Annotated in this window: 21 protein-coding genes; 16 read left to right on the top strand and 5 right to left on the bottom strand. The window is 44.8% G+C overall.

Annotation, left to right across the window (positions count from 1 at the left end; all coding sequences use genetic code 11):
- Window positions 1–142 precede the first annotated feature (142 nt).
- A complete protein-coding gene (locus RTL34_RS01600; RefSeq protein ID WP_312114037.1) occupies window positions 143–751 on the top strand; it encodes a thioesterase family protein in 609 nt (202 codons plus the stop codon).
- Between the two features lie 99 nt (window positions 752–850).
- On the opposite strand, the gene RTL34_RS01595 is transcribed toward RTL34_RS01600, so the two are convergent.
- The 3 genes from RTL34_RS01595 to RTL34_RS01585 all read right to left on the bottom strand — a co-directional run bounded on the left by RTL34_RS01595 (window position 851) and on the right by RTL34_RS01585 (window position 7,192).
- The gene (locus RTL34_RS01595) at window positions 851–2,443 is read right to left on the bottom strand and encodes an efflux transporter outer membrane subunit (RefSeq protein ID WP_312114035.1); all 1,593 of its coding nucleotides are present in this window, start codon (window positions 2,441–2,443) and stop codon (window positions 851–853) included.
- 76 nt (window positions 2,444–2,519) lie between these two features.
- Window positions 2,520–5,792, bottom strand: coding sequence for an efflux RND transporter permease subunit (locus RTL34_RS01590; protein WP_312114033.1), 3,273 nt, complete (start codon window positions 5,790–5,792; stop codon window positions 2,520–2,522).
- Between the two features lie 14 nt (window positions 5,793–5,806).
- On the bottom strand, window positions 5,807–7,192 hold the full coding sequence (locus RTL34_RS01585) for an efflux RND transporter periplasmic adaptor subunit (protein ID WP_312114032.1): 1,386 nt from the start codon (window positions 7,190–7,192) through the stop codon (window positions 5,807–5,809).
- A 286-nt stretch (window positions 7,193–7,478) separates the two neighbouring features.
- Here RTL34_RS01585 and RTL34_RS01580 point away from each other — a divergent pair, with 286 nt between their 5' ends.
- Window positions 7,479–8,057: a TetR/AcrR family transcriptional regulator gene (locus RTL34_RS01580; RefSeq protein WP_312114030.1), complete on the top strand. Its 579-nt coding sequence runs from the start codon at window positions 7,479–7,481 to the stop codon at window positions 8,055–8,057.
- Here RTL34_RS01580 and RTL34_RS01575 read toward each other — a convergent pair.
- Together RTL34_RS01575 and RTL34_RS01570 are read right to left on the bottom strand one after the other, a co-directional pair.
- Window positions 8,054–9,163: an alpha/beta fold hydrolase gene (locus RTL34_RS01575; RefSeq protein WP_312114028.1), complete on the bottom strand. Its 1,110-nt coding sequence runs from the start codon at window positions 9,161–9,163 to the stop codon at window positions 8,054–8,056. The two genes, RTL34_RS01580 and RTL34_RS01575, sit on opposite strands and share 4 nt — an antisense overlap.
- Window positions 9,164–9,346: 183 nt before the next feature.
- On the bottom strand, window positions 9,347–10,267 hold the full coding sequence (locus tag RTL34_RS01570) for a polyprenyl synthetase family protein (RefSeq protein WP_312114258.1): 921 nt from the start codon (window positions 10,265–10,267) through the stop codon (window positions 9,347–9,349).
- 443 nt (window positions 10,268–10,710) lie between these two features.
- Between RTL34_RS01570 and rplU the strand changes: the two genes are divergently transcribed.
- The 14 genes from rplU to nuoL all read left to right on the top strand — a co-directional run bounded on the left by rplU (window position 10,711) and on the right by nuoL (window position 25,638).
- The gene (rplU, locus tag RTL34_RS01565) at window positions 10,711–11,022 is read left to right on the top strand and encodes a 50S ribosomal protein L21 (RefSeq protein ID WP_062334263.1); all 312 of its coding nucleotides are present in this window, start codon (window positions 10,711–10,713) and stop codon (window positions 11,020–11,022) included.
- 40 nt (window positions 11,023–11,062) lie between these two features.
- Window positions 11,063–11,326, top strand: coding sequence for a 50S ribosomal protein L27 (rpmA, locus tag RTL34_RS01560; RefSeq protein WP_036591251.1), 264 nt, complete (start codon window positions 11,063–11,065; stop codon window positions 11,324–11,326).
- A gap of 355 nt (window positions 11,327–11,681) precedes the next feature.
- The gene (gene lolA, locus RTL34_RS01555) at window positions 11,682–12,371 is read left to right on the top strand and encodes an outer membrane lipoprotein periplasmic chaperone LolA (protein ID WP_312114024.1); all 690 of its coding nucleotides are present in this window, start codon (window positions 11,682–11,684) and stop codon (window positions 12,369–12,371) included.
- Between the two features lie 529 nt (window positions 12,372–12,900).
- Window positions 12,901–13,434: an NADH-quinone oxidoreductase subunit A gene (gene ndhC, locus RTL34_RS01550; RefSeq protein WP_159374373.1), complete on the top strand. Its 534-nt coding sequence runs from the start codon at window positions 12,901–12,903 to the stop codon at window positions 13,432–13,434.
- A gap of 93 nt (window positions 13,435–13,527) precedes the next feature.
- Window positions 13,528–14,190 carry a NuoB/complex I 20 kDa subunit family protein gene (locus RTL34_RS01545; RefSeq protein ID WP_007115468.1) on the top strand — a complete coding sequence of 221 codons (663 nt, stop codon included), beginning with the start codon at window positions 13,528–13,530 and terminating at the stop codon, window positions 14,188–14,190.
- A gap of 164 nt (window positions 14,191–14,354) precedes the next feature.
- The gene (nuoC, locus tag RTL34_RS01540) at window positions 14,355–16,139 is read left to right on the top strand and encodes an NADH-quinone oxidoreductase subunit C/D (protein ID WP_284034369.1); all 1,785 of its coding nucleotides are present in this window, start codon (window positions 14,355–14,357) and stop codon (window positions 16,137–16,139) included.
- 13 nt (window positions 16,140–16,152) lie between these two features.
- The gene (gene nuoE, locus RTL34_RS01535) at window positions 16,153–16,662 is read left to right on the top strand and encodes an NADH-quinone oxidoreductase subunit NuoE (RefSeq protein ID WP_076774498.1); all 510 of its coding nucleotides are present in this window, start codon (window positions 16,153–16,155) and stop codon (window positions 16,660–16,662) included.
- Window positions 16,659–18,131 carry an NADH-quinone oxidoreductase subunit NuoF gene (gene nuoF, locus RTL34_RS01530; RefSeq protein ID WP_065263348.1) on the top strand — a complete coding sequence of 491 codons (1,473 nt, stop codon included), beginning with the start codon at window positions 16,659–16,661 and terminating at the stop codon, window positions 18,129–18,131. The genes nuoE and nuoF overlap by 4 nt, the downstream gene beginning before the upstream one ends.
- A 9-nt stretch (window positions 18,132–18,140) precedes the next feature.
- On the top strand, window positions 18,141–21,143 hold the full coding sequence (gene nuoG / locus RTL34_RS01525) for an NADH-quinone oxidoreductase subunit NuoG (protein WP_312114021.1): 3,003 nt from the start codon (window positions 18,141–18,143) through the stop codon (window positions 21,141–21,143).
- Window positions 21,143–22,198, top strand: a complete 1,056-nt coding sequence (nuoH, locus tag RTL34_RS01520; RefSeq protein ID WP_007115473.1) for an NADH-quinone oxidoreductase subunit NuoH — start codon at window positions 21,143–21,145, stop codon at window positions 22,196–22,198. Before nuoG ends, nuoH begins: the two co-directional genes overlap by 1 nt.
- A gap of 15 nt (window positions 22,199–22,213) precedes the next feature.
- The gene (gene nuoI, locus RTL34_RS01515) at window positions 22,214–22,765 is read left to right on the top strand and encodes an NADH-quinone oxidoreductase subunit NuoI (RefSeq protein ID WP_007115474.1); all 552 of its coding nucleotides are present in this window, start codon (window positions 22,214–22,216) and stop codon (window positions 22,763–22,765) included.
- A complete protein-coding gene (gene nuoJ / locus RTL34_RS01510; protein ID WP_312114018.1) occupies window positions 22,762–23,406 on the top strand; it encodes an NADH-quinone oxidoreductase subunit J in 645 nt (214 codons plus the stop codon). Before nuoI ends, nuoJ begins: the two co-directional genes overlap by 4 nt.
- Complete coding sequence (gene nuoK, locus RTL34_RS01505; protein ID WP_007115476.1) at window positions 23,406–23,729, top strand: NADH-quinone oxidoreductase subunit NuoK; 324 nt, start codon at window positions 23,406–23,408, stop codon at window positions 23,727–23,729. The genes nuoJ and nuoK overlap by 1 nt, the downstream gene beginning before the upstream one ends.
- A 7-nt stretch (window positions 23,730–23,736) precedes the next feature.
- Entirely contained in the window at window positions 23,737–25,638 is a 1,902-nt protein-coding gene (nuoL, locus tag RTL34_RS01500) for an NADH-quinone oxidoreductase subunit L (RefSeq protein WP_036591264.1), read from the top strand.
- Window positions 25,639–25,643: the final 5 nt, after the last annotated feature.

Genomic DNA, 25,643 nt, shown 5'->3' with positions numbered 1-25,643 from the left:
CTTATTATCGAGTGATACTTATTATCAAGTAATGTTATCAAGTAACGCAGAAATTGTATAAGGCTAAATAAGCAAAATTTGCTAGAATGATCATTTTTTAAAAAGCTATCTTAACACAATCTACTTACGCATGGAGGGCGCCGTGAGTTTAAACCCTGTAAATGCCAATCAATTAGCCGCTCAGTCATCGACTGATAGCACTAACATGACTGACACGATGTCTAAAGAAAATGACGAGCATTCTGATTTGGCAAACGAGTCGCAACTGCAGCTCAATGAAGACAGTGAGCATCACGCTATCAGCAAACCTAGTATTGATGTGCTAGGGCAGCAGCTCGCCAACATCATGTCCCAAAGCCCATTTGTGGCGCATACCTTTACTACCTATCATTATGAAGCAGGCAAAGTATATGGTAAGGTCAAATCCAATCCCTCCCTCATCGGCAATCCAAATTTTGAGATTCTGCATGGCGGTATGACGGCGACGCTATTAGATACCATAGGCGGGCTTGAAGGCATGCTGGAAATCTATCGTCGTGACCAAGGCACGTTTGAAGAGCAGACCAAAAAAATAAAACGCATGGCAACCGTCGATTTGCGCGTCGATTATCTAGCCCCCGGTCGCGGTCATGAGTTTATGGTCACAGCCGAAGTGATTCGTATGGGACGCAAAGGCTGTACCACGCGGATGATGTTGGTCAATGATGAAGGAAAACTCATCGCGCATGGCATCGCCAGTTATGCGTTTTAAAACAGCCATTTATAGTAAAAAACCCATAAAAAACCCACATCAGTGTGGGTTTTTTACTATAACAGCTTAAGGCTACTCTAAGGCCTGAGGTCTAATTTATTAAGGTTGGACGGTGGTTGTAGTAGTCGTTGTTGAGGTCGTTTTAGTGCTCGCTTGGTTAGGCTGATGGGCTGCATCAGTAATTTTTTGCTGGGCATTGTTGGCAACCTGTGACAACTTGGTGCTGAAATTCGTATGTTTTTCTGTGGGTGTTTCGAGCGGTACATCGCGACTCACCCCGCCACCTAAAACTTGGTATAGCTGAATTTGACTGAGCAATTGCGACTGCTTGGTATTTAGAATACTTTGTTGGCTGCTATAAATCGAACGCTGTGCATCTAATACGCCCAAATAATTGTCTAAACCTGCTTTGAAGCGCGCTTGAACAATTTGATAGTATTTTTGGTTGGCAGCAAGCGACTGGTTGTACGCGGTCAACTGCTGATTTAACGTTGCGCGATTGGCAAATACGTCATTGACTTCTTTAAAAGCGGTTTGAATCGCTTTTTCATAAGTATTTAGCGCTTGTTGTTGCTCGATTTCACTCACTTGGTAATTGGCTTTACGTAGACCTGCATCAAAAATCGGCAAGCTCACACTCGGTCCAAAACCCCAGCTAAATGCGCCTGTTTTAAACAAATCGCCTAAGCTTGAACTGGCCGCACCCACATTGCCCGATAGGCTAATCGTTGGATAAAACGCAGCGCGCGCGGCGTTAATATTTGCGCCCGCAGCTTTTAAGTTATATTCCGCTTGACGCAAATCAGGACGATACAATAATAAATCACTGGGTAAGCCCGTGCCAAAAATACGATTATTAGTGATGCTACTAATGCCCGCTGCGGGTAGTAGGCTATTATCCACAGGGGCGCCTACTAGATAGCGCAGGGCATTTTGGTTGGTCAACAAATTGGTTTGTGCTTGGGCGATAGACACTTTGGCGGCTTCAACCGCCGCTTGGGCTTGTACGCTAGTTAGCTGTGAATCAAGACCTGCTTTAAAACGCAGCTGGTTAATGCGAAGTGAATCTTGGCGCGTGGCTAAGGTTTGTTTGGCAAGTTGCAGTTGTGCCAGACTATAGCTGTATGCCACATAGCTTTGCGCAATGTTACTAATCAAGCTAATTTGCGCGGCATCTTTGGCAGCGGTGGTCGCAAGATAGTTTTGTAAGGCGGCATCTTTGAGGCTCGCAATACGTCCCCAAAAGTCAAACTCGTAACTTGACATTGCCAGACCGACATTGTAAGTACTACTAGGATTCGCATCTCTTGAATTTGTTGCACCGTAAGAATATGAGCCAGAACTATTGATAGTAGGCACATCTGCGATATCTTGGATTTGGTATTGTGCGCGGGCTTTTTGAATCGCCAAAATCGTGGCACTGATGTCTTTGTTGTTGTCTAACCCCAATTGAATCAGTTGTTTTAGCTTGGCATCGCTATAAAAGTCCTGCCAACGCTGAGACGCGATACTAGGCTGATTGGTACCGCTGACGGTCTGACTGTCGTAGGTTTCATAAGGCTGGCTAATTGCGATATGCGGCTGCGCCACGACAGGCTCAGTTTTGGCTTTTGGAATGGTTTGACAAGCGCTGAGCGATAGTAGGGTGGCTACTATGGCAGTCAGGGGCACTAGGCGAAAGGTAGAATCCATATAACTTACCTGTATAAACATAATGTGTTTGTTATTGTAAAAGATTAAATGGGTAAAATGTTTACCCATTTATGTCTTATTGATGGTTGGATTGTGAACTGTCATCAGGCTTATAGATACTCACCTGTGTTGGCTGTGTGACAGCGACAGGTTCAGCAGGATTAGGTGAGTAAGGTGATACAGGTTGTAAGTCACCAACGTTGCCGTCATTGCCATCATTGGGGTGGTGCGGTTTGTTACCTTTAATCAGTGAGCGTACCCACACATAGAACATTGGGATAAAAAACACCCCTAGGATAGTTGCACTGACCACGCCGCCTAATACACTTGTACCAATCGCATTTTGGCTACCTGAGCCTGCGCCCGTTGCCAAGAATAAGGGCACCACACCAATACCAAACGCCAATGATGTCATGATAATCGGGCGTAAGCGTTGGCGAGCAGCGACCGTAACCGAATCATATAGATTATGTCCCAAATCTTGTCGTTCTTTGGCAAATTCAATAATCAAAATCGCATTTTTGGCTGATAAACCTACAACGGTCAGCAGACCCACTTGCAGATAAATATCGTTTGAAAGCCCACGTAAACCGGTAAACAGCGCAGCACCTAATACCCCAAGTGGCACAACAAGCAGCACTGCAAAGGGAATTGACCAGCTTTCATACAGCGCAGCTAAACATAAGAAAACCACTAAAATCGAAATGGCGTACAGCATGGGTGCTTGGGCGCCAGATTTTTTCTCTTCCAATGATAAACCTGTCCATTCATAACTGATGCCTTTTGGCAGTTTGGCAATCATTTGTTCCATCGCAGTCATCGCTTGACCGGTACTCAGTCCTGGCGCTGCGTTGCCTTGTAAGTTCATTGATGACAAGCTGTTATAACGCGTTAGCGTAGGTGAACCATACTGCCATTCACCGGTAGCAAATGAGCTAAACGGAATCATCTGATTATCACTGTTGCGTACATACCATTTGTTGATGTCCTCTGGGGTGGTACGGCTCTCAGCTTCACCTTGCATATACACTTTTTTGATACGACCACGATCCATAAAGTCATTGACGTAGCTACTACCCCAAGCGGTACTAAGAACACTGTTAATCAGGCTCGGCGCGACACCCATCGCAGCAGCAGCATCATAGTTGACGTTGACTTTATATTGGGGTGAATCTTCTTGTCCATTTGGACGCACGCCACTGACTTGTTTATTTTGCGCCGCCATGCCCAGTAGCATGTTACGGGCTTGCAATAAGCCTTCGTGACCTAAGTTGCCTGAGTCTTGTAGCTGCAGATCAAAACCCGTTGCCGTACCCAAACCTTGAATAGCAGGCGGTGAAATGGCATATACTTGGGCTTCATTGACTTGGGTCATAAAATAACCCATGGCGCGTTTGGCAATCGATTGTGCGGTATTTTCTTTACCAGGGCGCTCATCCCAATCTTTTAAGCGGATAAATGCCAATCCCATGTTTTGCCCTTGACCGGCAAAACTAAAGCCATTGACCGTAAATACAGACTGCACAAGGTCTTTTTCTTGGGTTTTATAATAGGCGTTGACCTTTTCGATAACCGCTTGCGTTTGATTTTGGGTACTACCGGCAGGCAGTTGCACCAATGTCAACAGCACACCTTGGTCTTCTTCGGGAATAAATGAACTTGGAATACGGGTAAATAAGAACACCAATGCCGCAATCACCAAGGCATAAGGAATCATATATAGCCAGCGCATTTTGATACTGCGACCCACAAATTTTTCATAGCCTTCACTAAGACGCATAAACATACGGTTAAATGCGCCAAAGAAACCGGTCTGATGCTCGCTGTGTTTGTCATGGGCTTTAGTGCGTTTGAGGATAGTCGCACATAGGGCAGGGGTGAAAATCAAGGCAACTAGGGCAGATAGTACCATGCTACTGATAAGCGTCACTGAGAACTGTCGATAAATCACCCCAGTTGAGCCGCCAAAGAATGCCATCGGTAAAAATACCGCCGACAAAATCAAGGCAATACCAATCACCACTTTACTGATTTCGCGCATCGATTCACGGGTGGCTTCCAGTGGCGTCATGTCTGGATTTTCTTCCAGCAAACGCTCAACGTTTTCGACCACGACAATCGCGTCATCGACTAATAGACCGATGGATAACACCATGGCAAACAGCGTCAACACATTGATGGTATAGCCAAATGCGTACAAAATACCAAACGTACCCAGTATTACCACAGGTACTGCCAACGTAGGAATAATCGTTGCGCGCCAGCTTTGTAAAAACAAGAACATCACTAAGAATACCAGCGCAATCGCTTCAGCAAGTGTTCTGACTACTTCCTCAATCGACAAACGTACAAATGGCGTGGTGTCATAAGCAACCGAGGCTTTTAAGCCCGCAGGAAAATTAGGTTCAAGCTCTTTGAGTTTGGCTTCTACGGCGTTACGTGTGCTTAAAGCATTGGCGCCAGATGACAGTGAGATACCGATACCTGCCGCATCCTTGCCATTGTAGCGGGCAATCTCGCTGTAGCTTTCACTACCAATTTCCACTTTGGCGACATCACCCAAGCGAATTTGCGCACCATCTGTATTACTTTTAAGCAAAATATTACGAAATTGCTCTGGGGTTTGTAAGTAACTTTGCACGGTCACTGTGGCATTAATGGCTTGACGGGCTTCGTCAGTCGGCGTTTGTCCTAGCTGACCGGCTGATACTTGCGCGTTTTGCGCTTGAATTGCGCTGGTGATATCCGAGGGTATTAAACCATAGGTACGCAGTTTTTCAGGGTCTAACCAAATACGCATGGCATACGCAGAGCCAAACACGTTGACGTTACCCACACCCTCGACACGGCTGATCTGGTCAACCACGTTGGAGTTGAGATAATCGGCAATATCGGCACGATCCATACTGCCATCTTCAGATGTCATCGCCAGTACCATCAAGAAGCCACTCGTGGACTTATTGACGTTGACCCCCATGCGCTGCACCATCTCTGGCAGCGAACTCATGGCAGATTGCAGTTTGTTTTGGACTTGGACTTGTGCCGTATCGGGATCTGTCCCGTTCTCAAAGGTCAAGGTAATTTGCGCAGCGCCACTTGATGATGAACTTGAGGACATATACATCAATCCATCAAGCCCTTTCATTTTTTGCTCAATCACCTGAGTGACGGAGTCTTCAATGGTTTGGGCAGCGGCACCTGGGTAGGTGGCTGAGATACTAATGGTAGGTGGGGCAATACGTGGATACTGCTCAATCGGTAATTTAAAAATTGCTAAGATACCCATCAGCATGATGAGCATGGCAATCACCCAAGCAAAGATGGGTCTATCAATAAAAAAGCGTGACATGATATCTCCCGTGCTTATGGTTGCGCAGTTTTGGCGGTAGTTGAGCTATTTGTTACGGTCGTTTTGGTCGTCGTCGTGGTAGAAGCATTGGTCGGTACCGCGGTTGAGGCTGGCTGCGATGCCACATAAGGCATGGCTTTGACTTGCTGATCTGGTTTGACTTTGGCGCCACCAACCATCACCACTTGCTCACCTTGTTTTAGACCGCTAGTGACAATCCATTGACCTTGGTGCGTGCCTTGAACCGTAACTGGGCGTAATTGGATTTTATTATTGGCGTCAACCACATACACGGTTGATTCACCTTTGGCTGTACGATTAATGGCACTTTGTGGTAATAATACCGCATTATTGATAATACCTTGAATCAACTGGGCATTCACCATCATCCCTGGCAACAGCACAAAGTTATCATTGCTAAATACCGCACGCAGATTGACCGTGCCTGTGGTACTATCCACTTTAGCTTCTTCAAAGCGAAGTTGCCCCACCATCGGGTAGGTTGAGCCATCGGCGAGCTTTAACTGAACCTGTGCGGTACGCGGTGTGCTAAGTTTACCAGCCGCAAATTGCTGACGAAGCGCCAATAACTCGGCGGCTGACTGACTGATATCGACATAAATTGGATTGAGCTGAGAAACAGTTACCATCTGCGTCGTGCCCGCGGTGGCAAGCGCACCGACATTGACATTTGAGCGACTGGTGATACCACTGATAGGCGCTTTAACCACAGTACGGCTCATGGTGAGCTGGTTGCTATTCACTGATTGTTGTGCGCCGCGAGCCGCTGCTTGGGCAGCATCAATATTGGCTTGTGCCACCCCGACTTGCGCCTGCGCATTTTTAACCGCTGCTTGCGCGGTACGCACGGCGGTCGCCCCTTGGTCATATTCTTGACTGGAGATAGCCTCAGTACCACGTAGCTGTTTTAGACGGTTTAAATTGGTTTGAGCCAGCGCAAGTTCGGCTTGGCGGGTTTCTAGCACCGCTAAGGCATTATTATAGTTGGCTTTTGCGGTATTGACACTGGCAAGGCTTTGGTCAAGGCTTGCGCGACTACCGGCAAGTACACTGGTGTAGCTATCAGTATTGATTTGATATAACGGCTGATTTTGTTTGACAAAAGTGCCTTCGCGAAACAACTGGCGGTCAATAATACCTGATACTTGCGGCGTAACGGTGGCTTCTTGATAGGCGACAACTTTACCTGATAACTCTTTGGTAAGTGGAATCGTTTGGAATGTTACAGGCTGTACATTGACTATTGTGGGTGGCATTTGCGCCTGTGCTCCTGCACCGCCGCCGCCACTTTGTTGCTGGGCTGCTGTGTCTGACTTATTACACCCGATTAATAAGCTACAACTCGCTAATGACACCATGAACAACACTGGGTATCTCATACCAACCTCATAAAAAGTAGGGAATTTTAAAAAAATATTATAAAATAAATGCGACATTGTTGTTGCAATATTTACGATAAGACACAAAACTTTAGGATAACTAAATGATAGCTACATTACTACCAGTTATCGGCAGCCATTATTTTAAAAAAAAATCTCCAATTGGGAAACCAACAATATTAAACAAAGTAAGTGTTTAAGCAACAATTATCGCCTATTTGTATGGATAAAAATTTTAAAATGTCAAAGCCATTGATAGATTTTTTTAATAAGGAAGCATTTGCGCATGACTTTAAGTCGTAACAAGTCACCTGATTTACGTGTTGTCAAAACCCATAAAGCCATCCGTGAAGCCTTTATTATGTTGTTGTCCGAGCAGGAGTACAACGATATCGCTATCCAAGCAATTTTGGAGCGCGCCAAAGTCAATCGCGCTACTTTTTATAAATATTACAGTGGTAAGGGTGATTTGGCTGGGCAGATGATTGATGATTTCAAGCAGGAAGTCAGCCAGCTATTTCAAGACAGGCTCAATGCTGATAGTCAAATGCTACAAATGATTATGGAAAATCATTCACAAAAGCTGTTTGAACGCCGCCAACAGATGCTTGCCCTGTGGAAAATCCGTACCCAACACCACAATCTTTATCATGATATGTTTTTGATGGGTAAGCAAAACTTTATTGAACTGGCTAAAAAACAAAAGGCGACCGACTATTTAACGGCGGAGGCGATTGATTACCAAGCCACCATGATGGCAACTATTTTTATGGCAAGTTTGAAATACTATTTTGAAAAAGATTTGCCATTACCGAAGAAATTGCCAGTGGATTGGCAACAAATGCTGGACATCATAAAAAGCTAGCCCAGTTGGCTATCATAACGAAAATGATTAATAAAATAACTTGCTAATACCTCGACCAGTGCCACGGGCATATCGTGACCAAGCTCATCAATGAGTATCAATTGACTATGCGCAATATGCTTGGCAAGCGAATAGGCATGACTAAATGGAATGAGTTTGTCTTGTTTGCCATGAATGATGAGGGTGGGCTGGTGGATTTGTTTGTCAATATCGACCAGTGACCCCGTCGCCAAAATCGCCAGTAACTGCCGCTGCGTACCTTTTGGGTAAAAACGTCGTTTAAATAGTTTTTTAGCTTTGCTGAACGCCGCTTGTTCATCAAAGTAGTTGGGGCTGGCGATGGTCTTGATGGTTTGCACGAACTGCTGGGTCAATGCATCCGCATCTTGGCTTTTGGGTAGTGGCTGGGTAAAGGCCCTGATGGCTTCAATGGCGGGCGGGCGCGAAAAGGGTCGATTATTACTGGTGGATAATAGTCCCAATTTTTCTACTTGGTGTGGATAACGCACCGCCATGATTTGCGCAATCATACCGCCCATCGATTGACCAATCACAAAGTATTTTTTGATGCCCAACATTTTGAGCAGTTGATAGGCATCTTCTGCCATGTCGTACAAATCATACGGTGTTTGCAGGTTTTTAAGCGGTAAACCCAGTCCGAATCTGCCGAGCAATTTGGCTTTATAAATGGGCGAATCATGAGCGGGAGTCAGTTTTTTGTGCTTAAGCTTGCTGGATTTGCCAATGTCGCGATTGTCAAATCGTACGACCTGAAACCCAGCATTGATTAATGCATAGCAGAATTCATTGGGCCATACCAAGCTTTGCGCGCCTAGCCCCATAATCAGTACGATGGTAGGGTGGGTAGGGTCGCCACCGACTTCAACGTAGAATTTATACTTTGGGGTGTGCACCTTGGCGGCTTGCATAAAATCCGCGTGTTTGGAAGGTCGAAATTTAATGTCAATGGTGGTGGGGTTAGCAGGGTCGATCGTGGCAAGTGATTGAATGGTATCTAATGCCGATAGTTCTTGAGTTTTTTTGGCTTTATCTTCGATAAGTTGTTGTTTAATATCTGATAATGAAGAGGGGATAGTATTAGACATACAGCATCCATAATCTTAAAGCTAACCATCAAAAAGCCATCAATCACAAAATTATTAATGATAAAAGTATCAATCAAAAAACTATCAAAAAATTAGCAAACTTGTATGACGATTTAATGACGTATTATTTACCGCCCATCGAATTGGACATCAAACTGATCACCACACAGCCTTTATTAACAATTAATAAAGCCGTTGGCTGGCAAGCGTCATCAAATCGAGTAAACCTTGGCGATATCGTGAATCAGGTAAGGTCAGCACGGCTTGTCTAGCAATCTCGCTTTCTTGCATCGCTTTGTCACGGCAGTACGCCAGTGCGCCGCTGTTTTTGACAATCTCAATAATCTCGCCCGTGTCTTGCACTTCACCTGTCTGAATAGCAATCCGTAATTTTTCATGCGTATCACCCGTGGTCATTTCAAGCGCTTTAATCAGCGGCAAGGTGGGCTTGCCCTCAGCAATATCATCACCCACGTTTTTGCCGAGCACCTCACTATCACCGACAAAGTCTAAGATATCATCAATAATTTGGAAGGCATTACCAAAGTGCTGACCAAATTTGGCGAAGGCGTCATTGTATTCAGGGCGATTTTCCAAAATAGCCACGCCTTGACTTGCCATCATAAATAGACGAGAGGTTTTACCATCGATGATTTTCATATAATCGGCTTCGGTAGCTTGGGGGTCATGCTGATGTTGTAGCTGCAATACTTCCCCTTCAGCGATATCACAGGTGCCATCTGAGAATAACTGCAATAACGGCAACGAGCCAAAACCCACCAAAAGATTAAATGAACGGGCAATCAGATAGTCACCCACCAACACAGCCGTTGCATTATCCCACGTTGCATTCGCGGTCGGCTTACCACGGCGCATACCTGACGCATCAATCACATCGTCGTGTACTAACGTTGCGGTATGCAGCATTTCAGTGATTGCGCCTAAATGCATGGCAGCTTGTGAGGGCTGATCGTTACAAATACGTGAGCAAAGCAGCGAAATAAGCGGGCGCATACGCTTACCGCCTGCGTTGATGACATGCTGACTCACCGACATGACCAGTTTGACTTTTGAGCTTAGACTACCATACACCTGCTTATCCATAATCTCGAAATCGTCAGCGATAATAGATTGAATCTGCTGATAGGTGACAGGCGTGCTGTTACTGTCTTTAGTAACATTCACATTGATAGCAGTGGATGTAGGATTTGATTGTTGATTGTCTAGCATAGGTTGGCTCAAAGCTTGGAGTGAAAATTCGTGAAATTTGGCTTGTGGTGAAAGTCGGCAAAATCATACCATACTGCCGTTTTTTGTGTAAGTTATAGCTGTGTATTTTTATTGGCGACTTGTATTACTGAGCAGGTATTACGTTGAGAAACGCGCAATAATTTATCAGCCAAAATCGCACCCGCATCCGTGAAGTTTTTCTTGATTTTAAACAATAAAAACGTTAAAATCGCGACCTTATATTTCCCTGTGTATCCGTCGTAGAAGTGTTATCGCCCTTGGTAGCCACGGTGTACGGGTTTATTGGAGCAACCAAGATGTATGCAGTAATCAAAAGTGGTGGTAAACAACATCGCGTCGTTCAAGATGAATTTTTAAAAGTTGAATTGCTAAAAGCTGAAAAAGGCGATACCATCAAAATTGAAGACGTTTTAATGGTCGTTGATGGCAGCGATATCAAAATTGGTCAACCTGTGGTTGCCGGTGCAGTGGTCGAAGCTGAAGTAGTAGAACATGGTCGTGGTGAGAAAGTACGTATTGTAAAACACAAACGTCGTAAACACTATCATAAAGAACAAGGTCACCGTCAATGGTATACTTTGTTAAAAATCAAAGCAATCACTGCTTAATTGACTATTTCAAACACATTAATCTCTAGGAGACATCGACATGGCACATAAAAAAGCCGCAGGTTCTACCCGTAACGGTCGTGATTCAAACCCAAAAATGCTTGGCGTAAAAATCTTTGGCGGTCAACAAGTTGTTGCTGGTAACATCATTGTACGTCAACGTGGTACAGAATTTCACGCAGGTGAAGGTGTAGGTATGGGTCGTGACCATACATTATTTGCTTTAACTGACGGCGTCGTAAAATTTGCTGTTAAAGGTAAATTCAATCGTCGCTACGTATTTGTTGAAGGCGCAGCTGAATAATCACTCAGCTTGTTGTTAAACAAATTAACCCAATAAGTCGCACTTATTGGGTTTTTTATTGCTTATAGCAAGCGTGTTAACGTGTTTTGGATAGTCTTCAATGGCTTGGCTGTGGTTAGTCATTATCTAGTCAAAACTTTCTTATCACTCAGCTATTGTTACATTTGTTACAACTTCAACAACAATCATTGCATGGGGCGTCTAGTAGGGTAAGAAAAATTTAGCGACAATATCGGTCAGCGAATTTAGCTTAAACTTGTTAATTTTTAATTGATTGATTAGCCAGTTGGGCTAATATTATTTTTGAATACTTTTTCTAAACTTTTAACAATTTTTATTGAATGAGGAACCTACCATGACAACATCTACCAATAAAATTATCAGTAAATTAGCCACCGGTACATTATCAGCATTATTGCTTACCAGTATGCCGATGACAGTCGCCATGCAATCAGCCAATGCCGCTGTCGCCAACTCAGCAAGCGCGGCAACAAACTTAAATAACCTACTTAAAAATGTCAAAAGTATGACCGCTAATTTTAGTCAAACCACCTCTGGCACGGGTGGTAAGGGCTTAAGTAAGGCATCAAGAAATTTCTCAGGTAACATGGCTGTGCAACGTCCAAACCAGTTTCGTTGGCAGATCGATGGTACGGCATCGCAACTGATTGTTGCCAATGGCAATACGCTTTGGGTGTACGATAAAGACTTAAATCAGGCGACCAAGCAAAGCGTGAGCAATCAAGTAGGGGATACCCCAGCACTGATTTTGTCAGGCGATCCTAGCAAAATCGCCAATAGTTTTAATGTAACCCAGCCGATTGCCTCAAAAAATTATTATGTGCTGTATCCAAAAAATGGCAATGCCAACTTTAAAAGCTTAGGTATCGCTTTTAACAGCGGTAATCCTGTCATGATGGTATTAAATGATAATTTGGGACAAACCACCACTATTCGATTCTCTAATGTGAAACGCAATACGTCAATTGCCAGTAATCAATTTAGCTTCACGCCACCTAAAGGCGTGGATGTGATTAACCAATAAGGTATTTAACTATTTCATTAAATACCTTATTTAAATGATTTTTGGCTGATAAACCCTGCTTATGGCAGGGTTTTTTTGCTAAAGTGTTGCTATTCAATTAACGGTTAATTAACGGAAGATTGAACCCTGCTACTAGCATTTTTTACATAAAATGAGTAAACTATCCGTGTTTTAGCCAGTTAACAGCAATATATAGTTACTTTTGTTAGAATACGCATTTTTATAAAGTGATGTAATGCCACTTTATATTAGGTTTTCATCGTGGTTTTAGCAATATATTTGACTAGCCTGTTTAGTAACTAGCCAATCACTCACCGATTACAATAATGGTCAATGGATGTGCAGCGGGGCAGCTTGTTAGCTGGTACGAGGTAATCTTAAGGAAAATAGTTCTTAAGACGTTATCTGCCATCGTCTTTGTGATATTACGCTTGAGCCAGACGGGCTTGGTGGAAATATCAAAAATATCGTCCCAACTTGAATTGCTTAACCTACGTAACGGTTAGTCGTATTGCCCAGGAGTATCCTCATGATTCCAGTCATTGATTGGTCTGCAATTGTATTTATTTTGGCAGCCATAGGACTTTGTATTTTCATGCTTGTTGTACCAAGATTGTTAGGTGGTACTTCTAAAGGCTTTCAAAAGCAAGAAAATTTCGAGTCGGGTGTGGTCAGTGCTGGTTCTGCCAGAATCCGTTTATCTGCAAAATTCTATATCGTCGCTATCTTCTTTGTTATCTTTGACTTAGAAGCATTATATCTATATACCTATGCGGTATCGGTCAGAGAAGCAGGTTGGCTGGGATTTTGGACCGTTGTGCTGTTTGTGGTAGAGCTGTTAATCGGTCTATATTATCTGCTCAAACTAGGGGCGCTTAACTGGTCACCTGCTGACAAAAAGCCTAAACCAAAACGTTTGGCTGCTGCGCCTGCGGGCTTTAATCTGGCGGATATTACCCGCTTTAATGGTGTTGAAGAGTTAGAAATTGACCCTACTGGTAAAATCCCGGCCCAGTTGTCTGGCGCAATGAACCAAAACCCAAACAATAACGCGGTAAAATAATAATCCGACTTTGTAATCTGTGTTGCAAGGTCGTTTGCATTTGTAGTGATATAGAGCGAAATCCTGCTTTAAAAATCAAGGTGATCGAGCATTATGAAATATACATTAACCAAAGCCAATCCAGATGCCGACAGATTTCCAGACCAAACCCGTCAAATTATTGACGAAGAGGAAGTCAATAAAAACGTCGTCATGACGCGATTAGAAGATTTGACCCATAGCCTTGCCAACTGGGGCCGTAAGCATTCATTGTGGCCATTTAACTTTGGCACCTCGTGCTGCTATGTGGAGTACGCAACGACATTGACAGGCGTGCATGACTTGTCGCGCTTTGGCGCTGAGGTTATTCGTGCGTCACCGCGCCAAGCTGACGTGATGATTGTGGCAGGTACTTGCTTTATGAAAATGGCGCCTGTTATTCAGCGTCTCTACGAGCAAATGCTTGAGCCTAAATGGGTCATTTCAATGGGTGCCTGTGCCAACTCAGGCGGTATGTACGATGTGTATTCAGTGGTGCAAGGCGTTGATAAAATCATTCCTGTCGATGTGTATATCCCTGGTTGCCCACCCCGTCCAGAAGCTTTGATTCAAGCCATCATGCTGCTGCAAGAATCGATTACCAAAGAACGTCGTCCACTCGGTATTCATGTCAATGACCAAGGTATCTACCAACCTGTCATGCAGCCAGAACGTGACCGTAAACAAGCCGATCGCATTGCGGTCAAAAATCTACGCAGCCCAGATAACATTGATTAATGCTAGAGATTGGTTAATGCTAGAGCATTGATTAATGCTAGAGTAAGTCTCTGGATAGATTTAGGATGAATTTTCGCTAAGTAAAAGCTTATCGGATTGCGTTCAAAACAAAAAAAGGTATTCCACTACCTTCTTAATAATTGTGAATGAGGAAAGTGCCACTCATGGTAACGGTAACTGATAATCAAGCACAAACTGATGTCCCAGCAGTGATTGCGGAATTAAATCGCAAGTTTGAGGGGCAGTTTGTTGTACAAAAAACCTTTGACGCTTTTCCCACTATTTGGGTCAGCCGTGAACAGGTCATCGAAGTACTCCTGTACCTTCGCACCTTGCCACAGCCTTACGTGATGTTACTGGATATTTCAGCGATTGATGAGCGCTTACGCCAACATCGTAAAGACAGGGATGGCAATGCCTTACCTGACAGTGATTTCACCGTGTTCTATCACTTAATGTCGTTAGAGCGCAACACAGACATTCGCATCAAAGTGGCGCTCAAAGAAACTGATTTGCACATCCCTACGGCAACCCGTATTTGGCCCAACGCCAACTGGTATGAGCGCGAAGCGTGGGATATGTTTGGTATTACCTTTGATGGTCACCCCCATTTAACCCGTATTTTATTGCCAAAATACTGGGAAGGTCATCCACTGCGTAAAGAATACGCCTCTCGTGCAACTGAAGTACCGCCTTATTATCTCGATAAAGGCAAGCAGATGTTTGAGCAGGAGAACCTACGATTTGTCCCCGAAGAGTGGGGCATGAAACGTAGTGGCCGTGACGAAGACTTTATGTTCCTAAACTTGGGTCCTAACCATCCTTCGGCACACGGTGCCTTTCGCGTTGTGCTTCAGCTAGACGGTGAAGAGGTCATCGACTGTATTCCAGACATTGGTTATCACCATCGCGGCGCTGAAAAAATCGCTGAACGCCAAACTTGGCATTCATTTATTCCTTACACTGACCGTATCGATTATCTTGGTGGGGTGATGAATGAATTACCCTACATCATGTCAGTGGAAAAACTGGCAGGCATCACGGTGCCGGATCGCGCGAATACCATTCGTATCATGATGAGTGAGTTCTTCCGTATCACCAATAATTTGCTGTACTGGGGTACCTTCATTCAGGATGCAGGCGGTATGACGCCAGTATTTTATATGTTCGCCGACCGTCAAAAAGCGTATGATGTGATTGAAGCGGTAACCGGTTATCGTATGCACCCAGCATGGTTTCGCATCGGCGGTACCGCGATGGACTTGCCAAATGGCTGGCACAAACTGGTTCGAGAATTCTTAGATTGGATGCCAAAACGTATCGATGAATACGTCAAAGCCACCATGAAAAACAAGGTGCTACAACTGCGTACCCAAAACGTTGCCCAATACGATGCTAAATCTGCACTGGCTTGGGGCGTATCAGGTCATGGTCTACGTGCCACAGGTATCCCTTACGATGTGCGTAAAGCGCGTCCTTATCTTGGCTATGAAAATTTTGATTTTGAAGTGCCAATTGAGTTTAATGGCGATGCGTATGACCGCTGTTTGGTCAAAATTGAAGAGATTCGTCAGTCACTGCGTATCATTGAGCAATGTCTTAACAACATGCCAATGGGGGCATACAAAGCCGATCACCCACTGGCTGTCCCACCACCCAAAGACCGCACCTTAAATGACATTGAGACCCTGATTAACCACTTTATTTCAGTATCGTGGGGTCCTGTCATGCCAGAAGGCGAGTCCTCCTTTATGGTGGAAGCAGTGAAAGGTATTACCAACTATTATATTACGTCTGATCGCTCAACCATGAGTTACCGTACCCGTATTCGTACCCCGACCTTTGCGCACTTACAGCAAATGCCGTCAGTCATTAATGGTAGCTTGGTATCTGACTTGATTATTTATCTAGCGTCAATTGACGTTGTTATGGCAGACGTTGATCGTTAGGAGAAAACCACCGATGAAGATTGTAACTGATAAAACCCCAAAGGTGGATGTCGCAAGCATTCTAACCGAAGCAGAAATTCACGACATTCATGAATTTATGCATCATTACCCACAAAGCCGCGCGGCATCACTTGATGCGCTAAAAATTGTCCAACGCCGTAATGGCTGGGTGGATGATGCACAAGTCAACGCGATTGCTAATATCTTAAAAATCCCAGTCACCGATGTGGAAGGGGTTGCCACTTTTTATAACCGTATCTACCGTTCACCGGTTGGTCGTCATGTGATTTTGGTCTGTGACTCGATTGGGTGTTATCTGGTAGGTGGTGAGAATTTAGGTCAAGCCTTTGAGCGCACTTTAGGCATTAGTTTTGGTCAAACCACCCCAGACAATCGTTTTACCTTATTACCCATTTGTTGTTTGGGTAACTGTGATAAAGGTCCAGCGGTTTTGATTGATGAAGATACCTACGGTCCTGTCCAAATTGAAGAGATTGCTGAATTGCTGGAGCAATACGCATGAATATAACCCGTCAAATTAATAATCGAAAAATTGGCAAATCACCCAGTCAATTGGGCGAGCAAAGCATTCCTATTTATGGTGACAAAGCGACAGCCACCAGTGAGACCAAGCCCCTGACTTGGCGTTTGGCGCATTATGACTCAGTGCTAGATTTGGCAACCTATGAAAGCCTAAAAGGGTTTGAAGGTCTAAAAAATGCCTTGGCCAAATCTGCCAAAGAAGTGGGCAACATGATTAAAGATGCCAACGTGCGTGGACGTGGTGGTGCAGGCTTTAATGCAGGTCTTAAATGGACCTTTATGACGCCACCCGATGGCGGGCCTCGTTACTTGATTTGTAACGCAGATGAGATGGAGCCAGGCACGTTTAAAGACCGTCTATTGATGGAGCGCCTACCATTTCAGCTGATTGAAGGGATGATAATCTCAGGTTATGCCATTGGTGCAACCGCAGGGTATATTTTTATCCGTGGTGAGTATATTGAAGCCGCCAAACGCCTAAATAATGCATTGGATGAGTGCCGTGCCAAAGGGTATTTAGGTGATAATATCTTAGGTTCAGGCTATAGCTTTGATTTACACGTGCATACCGGTGCAGGTCGTTATATCTGTGGTGAAGAAACTGCGCTCATTAACTCGCTTGAAGGTCGCCGTGCCAATCCACGTACCAAACCCCCCTTCCCACAAGTATCAGGGGCATGGGGTCGTCCCACTGTGGTCAATAACGTAGAGTCTTTAAACAACATGCCGGGCATCATGCTGCATGGCGTAGAATGGTATAAAGGCTTGGCACAAGGCAAATCAGAAAACCCCGGCACTAAAATCATGGGTTGTTCAGGTCTAGTCAATGAGCCTGGTCTATGGGAACTGCCATTTGGTACTACCGCTCGCGAAATTATTTTTGATTATGCCAAAGGCATGAAAGACGGTCGTAAACTAAAAGCTTGGTTGCCAGGCGGTGCATCAACCGACTTCTTAACCGCCAGTGATGAGCATTTAGACCTACCCATGGACTTTGAACCTATCATGAAAGCGGGTAGCCGTTTAGGTACCTGCTTGATTATGGTGGTAGATGAATCGCAAGATATGGTGTCATTGTCGCTCAATTTGCAAAAATTCTTTGCCCGTGAATCCTGCGGTTGGTGTACGCCTTGCCGTGATGGGTTGCCATGGGGGGTCAAAACCTTGCATGCCATCGATACAGGCAATGGTCAACCTGTTGATATTGACGTATTGCGCCAATTGACCAAAGATTTGTGGTTAGGTAAAACCTTCTGCGCCCACGCACCGGGTGCGGTTGAGCCATTACAAAGTGCGTTAAAATACTTTTTACCAGAATTTGAAGCCAAAATTGGTAATAATGTGGCGCCTGAAGAACAATTGTCCCCAACGGGCGTGCCTTCATCTGCAAACAGCGGAAAAGTTGAAGTGTATCAACCTGTTAAAACCACCAATGGGCAATCAGTGTAAGGAATTAGCATGGCAATTATTCATATAGACGGTCAAGACGTCGAAGTTGATGGTGCCGATAACTTGCTACAAGCTTGTTTATCGCTTGGCATCGATATCCCTTATTTTTGTTATCACCCTGCATTGGGCTCGGTCGGTTCTTGCCGCCAGTGTGCCGTCAAGCAATATAATAACAAAGAAGATTATGAAGCGGGTCGTGGTCGTTTGGTCATGTCATGTATGGTCAATCCGACCCCAGACATGTGGATCTCAGTGACGGATGCAGAAGTGAAAAACTTCCGTAAAAGCTTGGTTGAGTTCTTAATGACTAACCACCCCCATGACTGTCCAACCTGTGAAGAGGGCGGTCATTGTCACTTGCAAGATATGACCTACATGTCAGGTCACAATCATCGTAAATACCGCTTTACTAAACGTACCCACCAAAACCAAGACTTGGGTCCATTTATCAATCATGAGATGAACCGCTGTATCGCGTGTTATCGCTGCGTGCGTTATTACAAAGACTATGCAGGTGGTGAGGATTTAGGGGTTTACGCATCAGCAAGCCGTGTGTACTTTGGTCGTGATAAAGACGGTCAGTTTGAAAGTGAATTTTCAGGTAACCTCACTGAAGTTTGTCCAACTGGGGTATTCACCGACAAAACTCACTCAGAGCGCTACAATCGCAAATGGGACATGCAATATGCCCCAAGCATTTGTCATGGCTGTTCGGCAGGTTGTAATATCTCAGCGGGTGAGCGCTATGGTGAATTGCGCCGTATCGAAAACCGTTTTAATGGGGAAGTCAACGCTTACTTCTTATGTGACCGTGGTCGTTTCGGCTATGGCTATGTCAACCGCCAAGACCGCCCAATTCAAGCGATTGAAACACTCAACGGTAAACAAACCAATCTGAGCATTGACCATACTATCGATACCATCAAAAACCGGTTGCAAGGCAAAAAAGCCATCGGTATTGGTTCACCCGTTGCCAGCCTTGAATCAAACTATGCACTCAAACGCTTAGTCGGTGCCGAAAATTTTAGCATTGGTATTACCAGTCAAGAAAAAACCGTGGTACAAAAATGTATCGATGTGTTGACCACAGAAAATATCCATAATCCAAGCATGCGTGAGATTGAGGATTATGATGCGGTATTGATTTTGGGTGAAGATATTACCCAAACCAGTCCACGTATTGCACTGGCAGTGCGCCAAGCGGCAAAAAATCGCGCCAAACAAATGGCAGATGCGCTAAAAACGCCAGATTTCTTGGCAGAGCCTGTGGCTCGTATCGGTCAAAAAGACTACAGCCCAATCTTTATTGTGGATGTCAAAGATACGCGCCTTGATGATATCGCCAAAGTAAGCTGCGTCGCTACACCAAGCGATATCGCTGAATTAGGCTTTAGCATCGCTGAGCAAATGAAAACGTTGGCCACCTCGCAACTACCAAAAGATTTGGTCATCGATGAAGACGATAATGCTGATATGCAAGCATTTGCTAAACATATCGCGCAGACGCTGCTTAAAGCAACCAAACCACTTATCATCTCAGGCTCGTCGCTGTATCACACCGCTATCATAGAAGCGGCGGCACAAATTGCCAATATCGCCGAACAAAAACGCGGTGAAGTGGTCATCTATGAAAAAGGCGTGGTTGACACCCACAACGTCCAAGTGGATGCAGAGATTGCCAAAATCGATGCAGAGCAAGCCAAACTCAAACAAGAGATGGATGAAGCGGCATTTGCTGAACAAGCCAAGCAAGTTAAACGTCCAAGCCGCATGAACCCAACCAAAGGCTACCAAGAAAAAGCCGGTTTATACTTGTCAGTACCTGCTGCCAATAGCATAGGCGTCAACTTACTCGGTGGTAAAGCGATTGATGAATTAGATGATGATGCCGATGTGGTGATTGTCATGGAAAATGACATCAGCCGCCGCCTAACCGCGGAGCAAATGAACCAATTGGTAGCCAACAAATCACTGATTGTACTTGATCATGAAACTTACCAATGGCATAACCATGCAGATGTGATGGTACCTGTAGCAACCTTTGCAGAAGCGGACGGTACACTAATCTCAGCAGAAGGTCGTGCACAGCGTTTCTTCCAAGTTTATGATCCTGTTTACTATCGCCCGCAAAGTATGGTGAAAGAAAGCTGGCGTTGGTTACATGCGGTAGAGTCTGAGCTCAATGGCCGTGCGATTGACTGGACGCAGCTTGATGATGTGATTACTGCAGTCGCAGACACCAATCCACAATTAGCCGCAATCAGACAAGCAGCGCCATCAGCCGATTACCGTATTACTGGTCTAAAAGTCGCGCGTGAGCCACGCCGTTATTCCGGTCGTACAGCGATGCGGGCGCCGATTTCTGTGCATGAGCCAGAGCAGCCGAAAGATATCGATACGGGCTTGACCTTCTCCCAAGAAGGTTATGTAGGTACCCAAACGGATTCATCACTGATTCCATTTGCTTGGTCTCCAGGTTGGAACTCACCGCAAGCTTGGAATAAATACCAAGATAAAGTGGGTGGTCATCTAAAACATGGCGATCCAGGGGTGCGTATTTTTGATGCGTTAACCGCATTGCCAAAACGTGAGTATATTGCGCCTGCGGCAGCTAGCCAACAAGGTTCAACCCAGCTAGTGCCGGTGTATAATATTTTTGCTAGTGATGAATTAACTGCCCGTAGTGAAGTGGTCGCCTCACAATTGCTGCCAGCTGCTTTTAGTGTATCAACGGATGATGCGGATAAATGGCAGCTGCACTCAGGTGATATGTTAACGGTCACAGTGAATGGTGTAGCGACCACATTACCTGTGCAGCTTGTCGATTACTTAGCCGAAAGCTGTGTGGGGTATCCTGTGGGTCAGGCGGGTGAATTAGAAGCCTTGCTAGCGCAGCCTTATACGGACATCAGTATCGTAAAATCAGCAACTACCAACACTGTCACCCAAGCGGTACCACCAGCTAATAATGGTGGCGTGACAGCTCAAGTAACTCCAGGGGAGGGGGTATAATGGATTATTCTGTTAGACAGATGCCCGATTTACCTGCATGGCTGGCTGGGGTAATGTCCCCTGAAGCTTGGTCAATTGTATTTTTGGCAGTGCAATCAATTGTTATTTTCTTGGCGGTGGTGATTTTTGCCGCGTTGATGATTCCTTATGAACGTCGTATGTTGGCACTATGGCAAGACCGTTATGGTCCAAACCGTGTGGGTTGGCAAGGTTCGCTACAAGTAGCCGCGGATATGCTCAAAATCTTCTTTAAAGAAGACTGGACCCCCAAATTTGCCGATAAATTTATCTTTGTCTTGGCGCCTGCAATTTCATTGTTTACCGCTTTAGCCGCTTATATCATTGTACCAGTTACGCCATCACTCGGTGGCGCAGACTGGAGCATCGGTATTTTGTTCTTTTTTGCGATGGCAGGGTTGGCGGTTTATGCCGTGATGTTTGGTGGCTGGGCATCAGCCAATAAATATGCCTTGCTTGGTGGTCTACGCTCTGCTGCCCAAACTATTAGTTATGAAGTCTTTCTCGGATTATCGCTAATGGGTGTGGTGGCTTTGGCAGGGTCATTTAACTTACGCGATATCGTATACTCACAAGCCGGTGGTTTTTGGCACTGGAATGTGTTTGGTCAAATTTTAGGGTTTTTAACCTTTATGGTGGCGGGTGTGGCAGTAACCCACCGTTTCCCATTTGACCAGCCAGAAGCAGAGCAAGAATTGGCAGAAGGTTACCATGTTGAATACTCAGGTATGAAATTTGGTATGTTCTTTGTCGGTGAATATGTGAATATCGTGTTGGTATCGTCGCTGATTACTATTTTATTCTTTGGTGGTTGGTTGCCATTATTTGATGGACTGAGTTTTATCCCGCCGATTATTTGGTTCATGTTAAAAACGCTATTTTTCATGACCATGTTTGTATTGGCGCGTGGGGCGTTGATGCGTCCACGTTATGACCAAGTAATGAACTTTGGCTGGAAAATTTGTCTACCCATTACCTTGATTAATTTACTCGCGACGGCGGCCTATGTATTATGGCGCACCCATGGTGTAGGGTAAGGTGGAGATTAACGTATGTATTTGACTATGGTAAAAAACACGATTACGGGTTTTGGCTCAATCTTGCGCACCCTAATCATGGTCGCAAGTCACGCGACCCGTAAACGTGATACGATTTTATACCCAGAACAACCTGTTCCTGTACCGCCGCGTTTTCGGGGGCGTATTGTACTGACACGTGACCCGGATGGGGATGAGCGCTGTGTGGCCTGTAATTTATGTGCCGTCGCTTGCCCGGTGGGTTGTATTTCACTGCAAAAAGCGGAACGTGAAGACGGACGCTGGTATCCAGAGTTTTTCCGTATTAATTTTTCGCGTTGTATCTTTTGTGGTATGTGTGAAGAAGCGTGCCCGACAACGGCTATTCAGATGACGCCAGATTTTGAGCTCGGTGAATACAACCGTCAAAACTTGGTGTATGAAAAAGAGCATTTGTTAATTTCAGGCCCGGGTAAATTTCCTGACTACAATTATTACCGTGTGACTGGGATGGCGACCAAAGATAAACCTAAAGGGGCACACCAAAATGAGTCTGCGCCGATTGATTTACGGAGTTTATTGCCATGATAACCGGAGCAACGATAGGGTTTTATTTATTAGCGATTGTCGCTATTTTGGCTAGTTTGCGCGTGATTACTCGTACCAATCCTGTGCATGCGTTATTAAACATGATTGTCACGCTGCTGGCGTTATCAGGTATTTTCTTTGCCTTAGGTGCGCCATTTGCTGGTGCGCTTGAAATCATCGTTTATGCCGGGGCGATTATGGTATTGTTCGTCTTTGTGGTAATGATGCTGAACTTAGGCACTCAAAGTACCTTAGAAGAAGAAAGCTGGTTATCATCATCAGCTTGGGCAGTGCCGGCAGGACTTGCATTTATTGTGGGTTTGACCTTGTTTAGTTTGATTGGCATGAAACATGGTTTTGAAGGAATGATGCCAGCGTTTATTGGGGTAGAGCCAGTCACGGCAAAAATGATCGGTGCCAAATTATTTACCGAATATTTATTGTTGGTCGAAATTGCAGGATTTTTATTACTAGCGGGTTTGGTGGCGGCTTATCATTTGGCAAAATCTGCCTTGGATGATGAGAATGAAAGTCATAACAGTGAGCTTGGTAATACCGTACAACCTGCCTTAACGAATTTTATTGATAAAGAGCCCAGCCAACCGGCTGTGTTACGCGAAGTTCAGGAGGAGAAGGCATAATGGGACACTTTCCATTAGAGCATGTGCCATTAGAGCACGGTCTAATCTTGTCAGCGATTTTGTTTGCCATTGGTTTTTGTGGTGTGATGGTACGACGTAATTTTTTGTTTATGTTGATGAGTCTTGAGATTATGATGAATGCTGCTGCCTTAGCATTTGTAGTGGCAGGTAGTCGCTGGGTCAGTCCTGACGGACAAATTATGTTTATTTTGGTGCTAACTTTGGCAGCCGCTGAAGTCGCAATTGGGTTGGCTATTCTTTTACAGTTTTATCATAAGCGTGGTCATTTAGATGTCGATACGGCAAATGAGATGAAAGGGTGAAATCAAAATGAGTATGTTACCTTTAACCTTTATGCTGCCGCTGATTGGCTTTCTGATTCTAGCGACCATGCGTGACCGCTTAAGCGAAAACGCAGCCGCAGTGGTCGGTGTCGGCAGTATGGGTTTGGCTGCTTTGTGTGCCTTGATGGCAGGCAGTGATTTTTTAATGAACCACCCACAAGGCGCTGTCATTAATCAGCCGTTGTGGACGTGGATGCAAGTCGGTAGTTTTGCCCCAAAATTTGGTCTCATGCTGGATGGTTTGGGCGTGACCATGATGGGCGTGATTACCGGTGTCGGTTTTTTAATTCATATTTTCGCGTCATGGTATATGCGCGGTGAAACAGGCTACGCAAGATTTTTTAGCTATATGAACCTGTTCGTCGCAAGTATGTTGTTACTTGTGCTTGCTGACAATTTAGTGCTGTTGTACTTAGGTTGGGAAGGCGTTGGTATCTGTTCTTACTTATTAATTGGTTTTTATTATCACGAGCGCGCCAACGGCCGTGCTGCGATGAAAGCCTTTACCGTAACCCGTGTGGGTGATGTGTTTTTAGCATTTGGCTTATTCTTGTTGTTCCGTGAATTGGGTACGTTAAATATCTCAGATATCAATGCCAATGTATCGCAAATGCTAACGTCGGCAGGCTCAACGGTGACGATTTTTGGTCATAGCTATCCTACTATCAAAGTTGCGGCTGTGATGCTAGTGCTGGGTGCGATGGGTAAATCTGCACAGATTCCGCTACATTCTTGGCTTGCCGATGCGATGGCAGGTCCTACGCCTGTTTCAGCCTTGATTCATGCGGCAACGATGGTTACCGCAGGTGTGTATTTAATTGCCCGTTTACATCCTGTGTTTTTATTGACCCCTGATGTATTGGCAAGTTGGGTGGGTATCGTTGGGGCAACAACATTGTTGGTTGCTGGCTTCTGTGCACTTGCACAAACCGATATCAAACGTATCTTAGCTTATTCGACCATGAGTCAAATCGGCTATATGTTCTTGGCATTAGGGGTAGGCGCTTGGCAAGTTGCGATTTTCCACTTGATGACCCATGCGTTCTTTAAAGCTTTATTATTCCTAGGGTCAGGCGCTGTTATCTTGGCTTACCATCATGAGCAAAACATCTTTAAAATGGGTGGGTTATTTTATAAAAATAAATTTCTATTTGCGGTGTTTGCGATTGGGGGTGGGGCACTTGCTGCGATTCCTTGGATTACAGTGGGTTATTACTCAAAAGATGAAATCATTTGGGAAACCTTCGCATCAGGTCATATGAATTTATTTTGGATGGCAGTAGTAGGTGCGTTTTTAACCTCGATTTATACGTTTCGTATGATTTGGATTGTGTTCTTTGGTGAAGAAAAAACGCCTATTCACGATCTTAAAGGTTGGACATACTGGCTGCCGCTTGCGGTATTGTTGGTGCTATCAACTGCAGTGGGGGCGATGATTCATCCACCATTAGCAGGCGTATTGCCACAAAGTTTTAGCGTGATTCATCCTGAGGTAGAATCCGGTAAGCACACGGCAGAAATGATTGTGATGGCTGCGATGTTGGCGGGCTTGATTGTGGGTGCTTTCTTGTTTGCCCTAGATAAAGGTCGCATCGTGAGTAAGTTTAACCAAACAGGTTTGGGCCGTGCGCTTAATTACTGGTGCTATCATGGTTTAGGCTTTGATGCTTTGTATGACATTGTATTTGTTAAACCATTCTTATTGATTGGTAAATTAATTAAAATTGACCCGATTGACCGCACTTGGAATATTTTACCAGCCCTATCGCTGGCAGGTAACCGAGTGGCGACATGGTTCCAATCTGGCTCGATTCGTGGGTATGCTGCAAGCTTCGGTCTTGGCATGGCAGTATTGTTGGTGTTGGTAATGATGATGATAGGGAAGTAACAGTT

The sequence above is a fragment of the Moraxella sp. CTOTU47915 genome (genome assembly GCF_031986685.1).
Taxonomy (GTDB): domain Bacteria; phylum Pseudomonadota; class Gammaproteobacteria; order Pseudomonadales; family Moraxellaceae; genus Faucicola; species Faucicola tetraodonis.
This window is presented reverse-complemented; position numbering and strand designations above follow the sequence as displayed.

What these genes read in the sequence shown, in the direction of transcription:
- RTL34_RS01595 (WP_312114035.1), bottom strand. Translation starts at nt 2,443, where the DNA reads ATGGATTCTACCTTTCGCCTAGTGCCCCTGACTGCCATAGTAGCCACC.
- RTL34_RS01590 (WP_312114033.1), bottom strand. Translation starts at nt 5,792, where the DNA reads ATGTCACGCTTTTTTATTGATAGACCCATCTTTGCTTGGGTGATTGCC.
- RTL34_RS01585 (WP_312114032.1), bottom strand. Translation starts at nt 7,192, where the DNA reads ATGAGATACCCAGTGTTGTTCATGGTGTCATTAGCGAGTTGTAGCTTA.
- RTL34_RS01580 (WP_312114030.1), top strand. Translation starts at nt 7,479, where the DNA reads ATGACTTTAAGTCGTAACAAGTCACCTGATTTACGTGTTGTCAAAACC.
- RTL34_RS01575 (WP_312114028.1), bottom strand. Translation starts at nt 9,163, where the DNA reads ATGTCTAATACTATCCCCTCTTCATTATCAGATATTAAACAACAACTT.
- RTL34_RS01570 (WP_312114258.1), bottom strand. Translation starts at nt 10,267, where the DNA reads ATGGATAAGCAGGTGTATGGTAGTCTAAGCTCAAAAGTCAAACTGGTC.
- rplU (WP_062334263.1), top strand. Translation starts at nt 10,711, where the DNA reads ATGTATGCAGTAATCAAAAGTGGTGGTAAACAACATCGCGTCGTTCAA.
- rpmA (WP_036591251.1), top strand. Translation starts at nt 11,063, where the DNA reads ATGGCACATAAAAAAGCCGCAGGTTCTACCCGTAACGGTCGTGATTCA.
- lolA (WP_312114024.1), top strand. Translation starts at nt 11,682, where the DNA reads ATGACAACATCTACCAATAAAATTATCAGTAAATTAGCCACCGGTACA.
- ndhC (WP_159374373.1), top strand. Translation starts at nt 12,901, where the DNA reads ATGATTCCAGTCATTGATTGGTCTGCAATTGTATTTATTTTGGCAGCC.
- RTL34_RS01545 (WP_007115468.1), top strand. Translation starts at nt 13,528, where the DNA reads ATGAAATATACATTAACCAAAGCCAATCCAGATGCCGACAGATTTCCA.
- nuoC (WP_284034369.1), top strand. Translation starts at nt 14,355, where the DNA reads ATGGTAACGGTAACTGATAATCAAGCACAAACTGATGTCCCAGCAGTG.
- nuoE (WP_076774498.1), top strand. Translation starts at nt 16,153, where the DNA reads ATGAAGATTGTAACTGATAAAACCCCAAAGGTGGATGTCGCAAGCATT.
- nuoF (WP_065263348.1), top strand. Translation starts at nt 16,659, where the DNA reads ATGAATATAACCCGTCAAATTAATAATCGAAAAATTGGCAAATCACCC.
- nuoG (WP_312114021.1), top strand. Translation starts at nt 18,141, where the DNA reads ATGGCAATTATTCATATAGACGGTCAAGACGTCGAAGTTGATGGTGCC.
- nuoH (WP_007115473.1), top strand. Translation starts at nt 21,143, where the DNA reads ATGGATTATTCTGTTAGACAGATGCCCGATTTACCTGCATGGCTGGCT.
- nuoI (WP_007115474.1), top strand. Translation starts at nt 22,214, where the DNA reads ATGTATTTGACTATGGTAAAAAACACGATTACGGGTTTTGGCTCAATC.
- nuoJ (WP_312114018.1), top strand. Translation starts at nt 22,762, where the DNA reads ATGATAACCGGAGCAACGATAGGGTTTTATTTATTAGCGATTGTCGCT.
- nuoK (WP_007115476.1), top strand. Translation starts at nt 23,406, where the DNA reads ATGGGACACTTTCCATTAGAGCATGTGCCATTAGAGCACGGTCTAATC.
- nuoL (WP_036591264.1), top strand. Translation starts at nt 23,737, where the DNA reads ATGAGTATGTTACCTTTAACCTTTATGCTGCCGCTGATTGGCTTTCTG.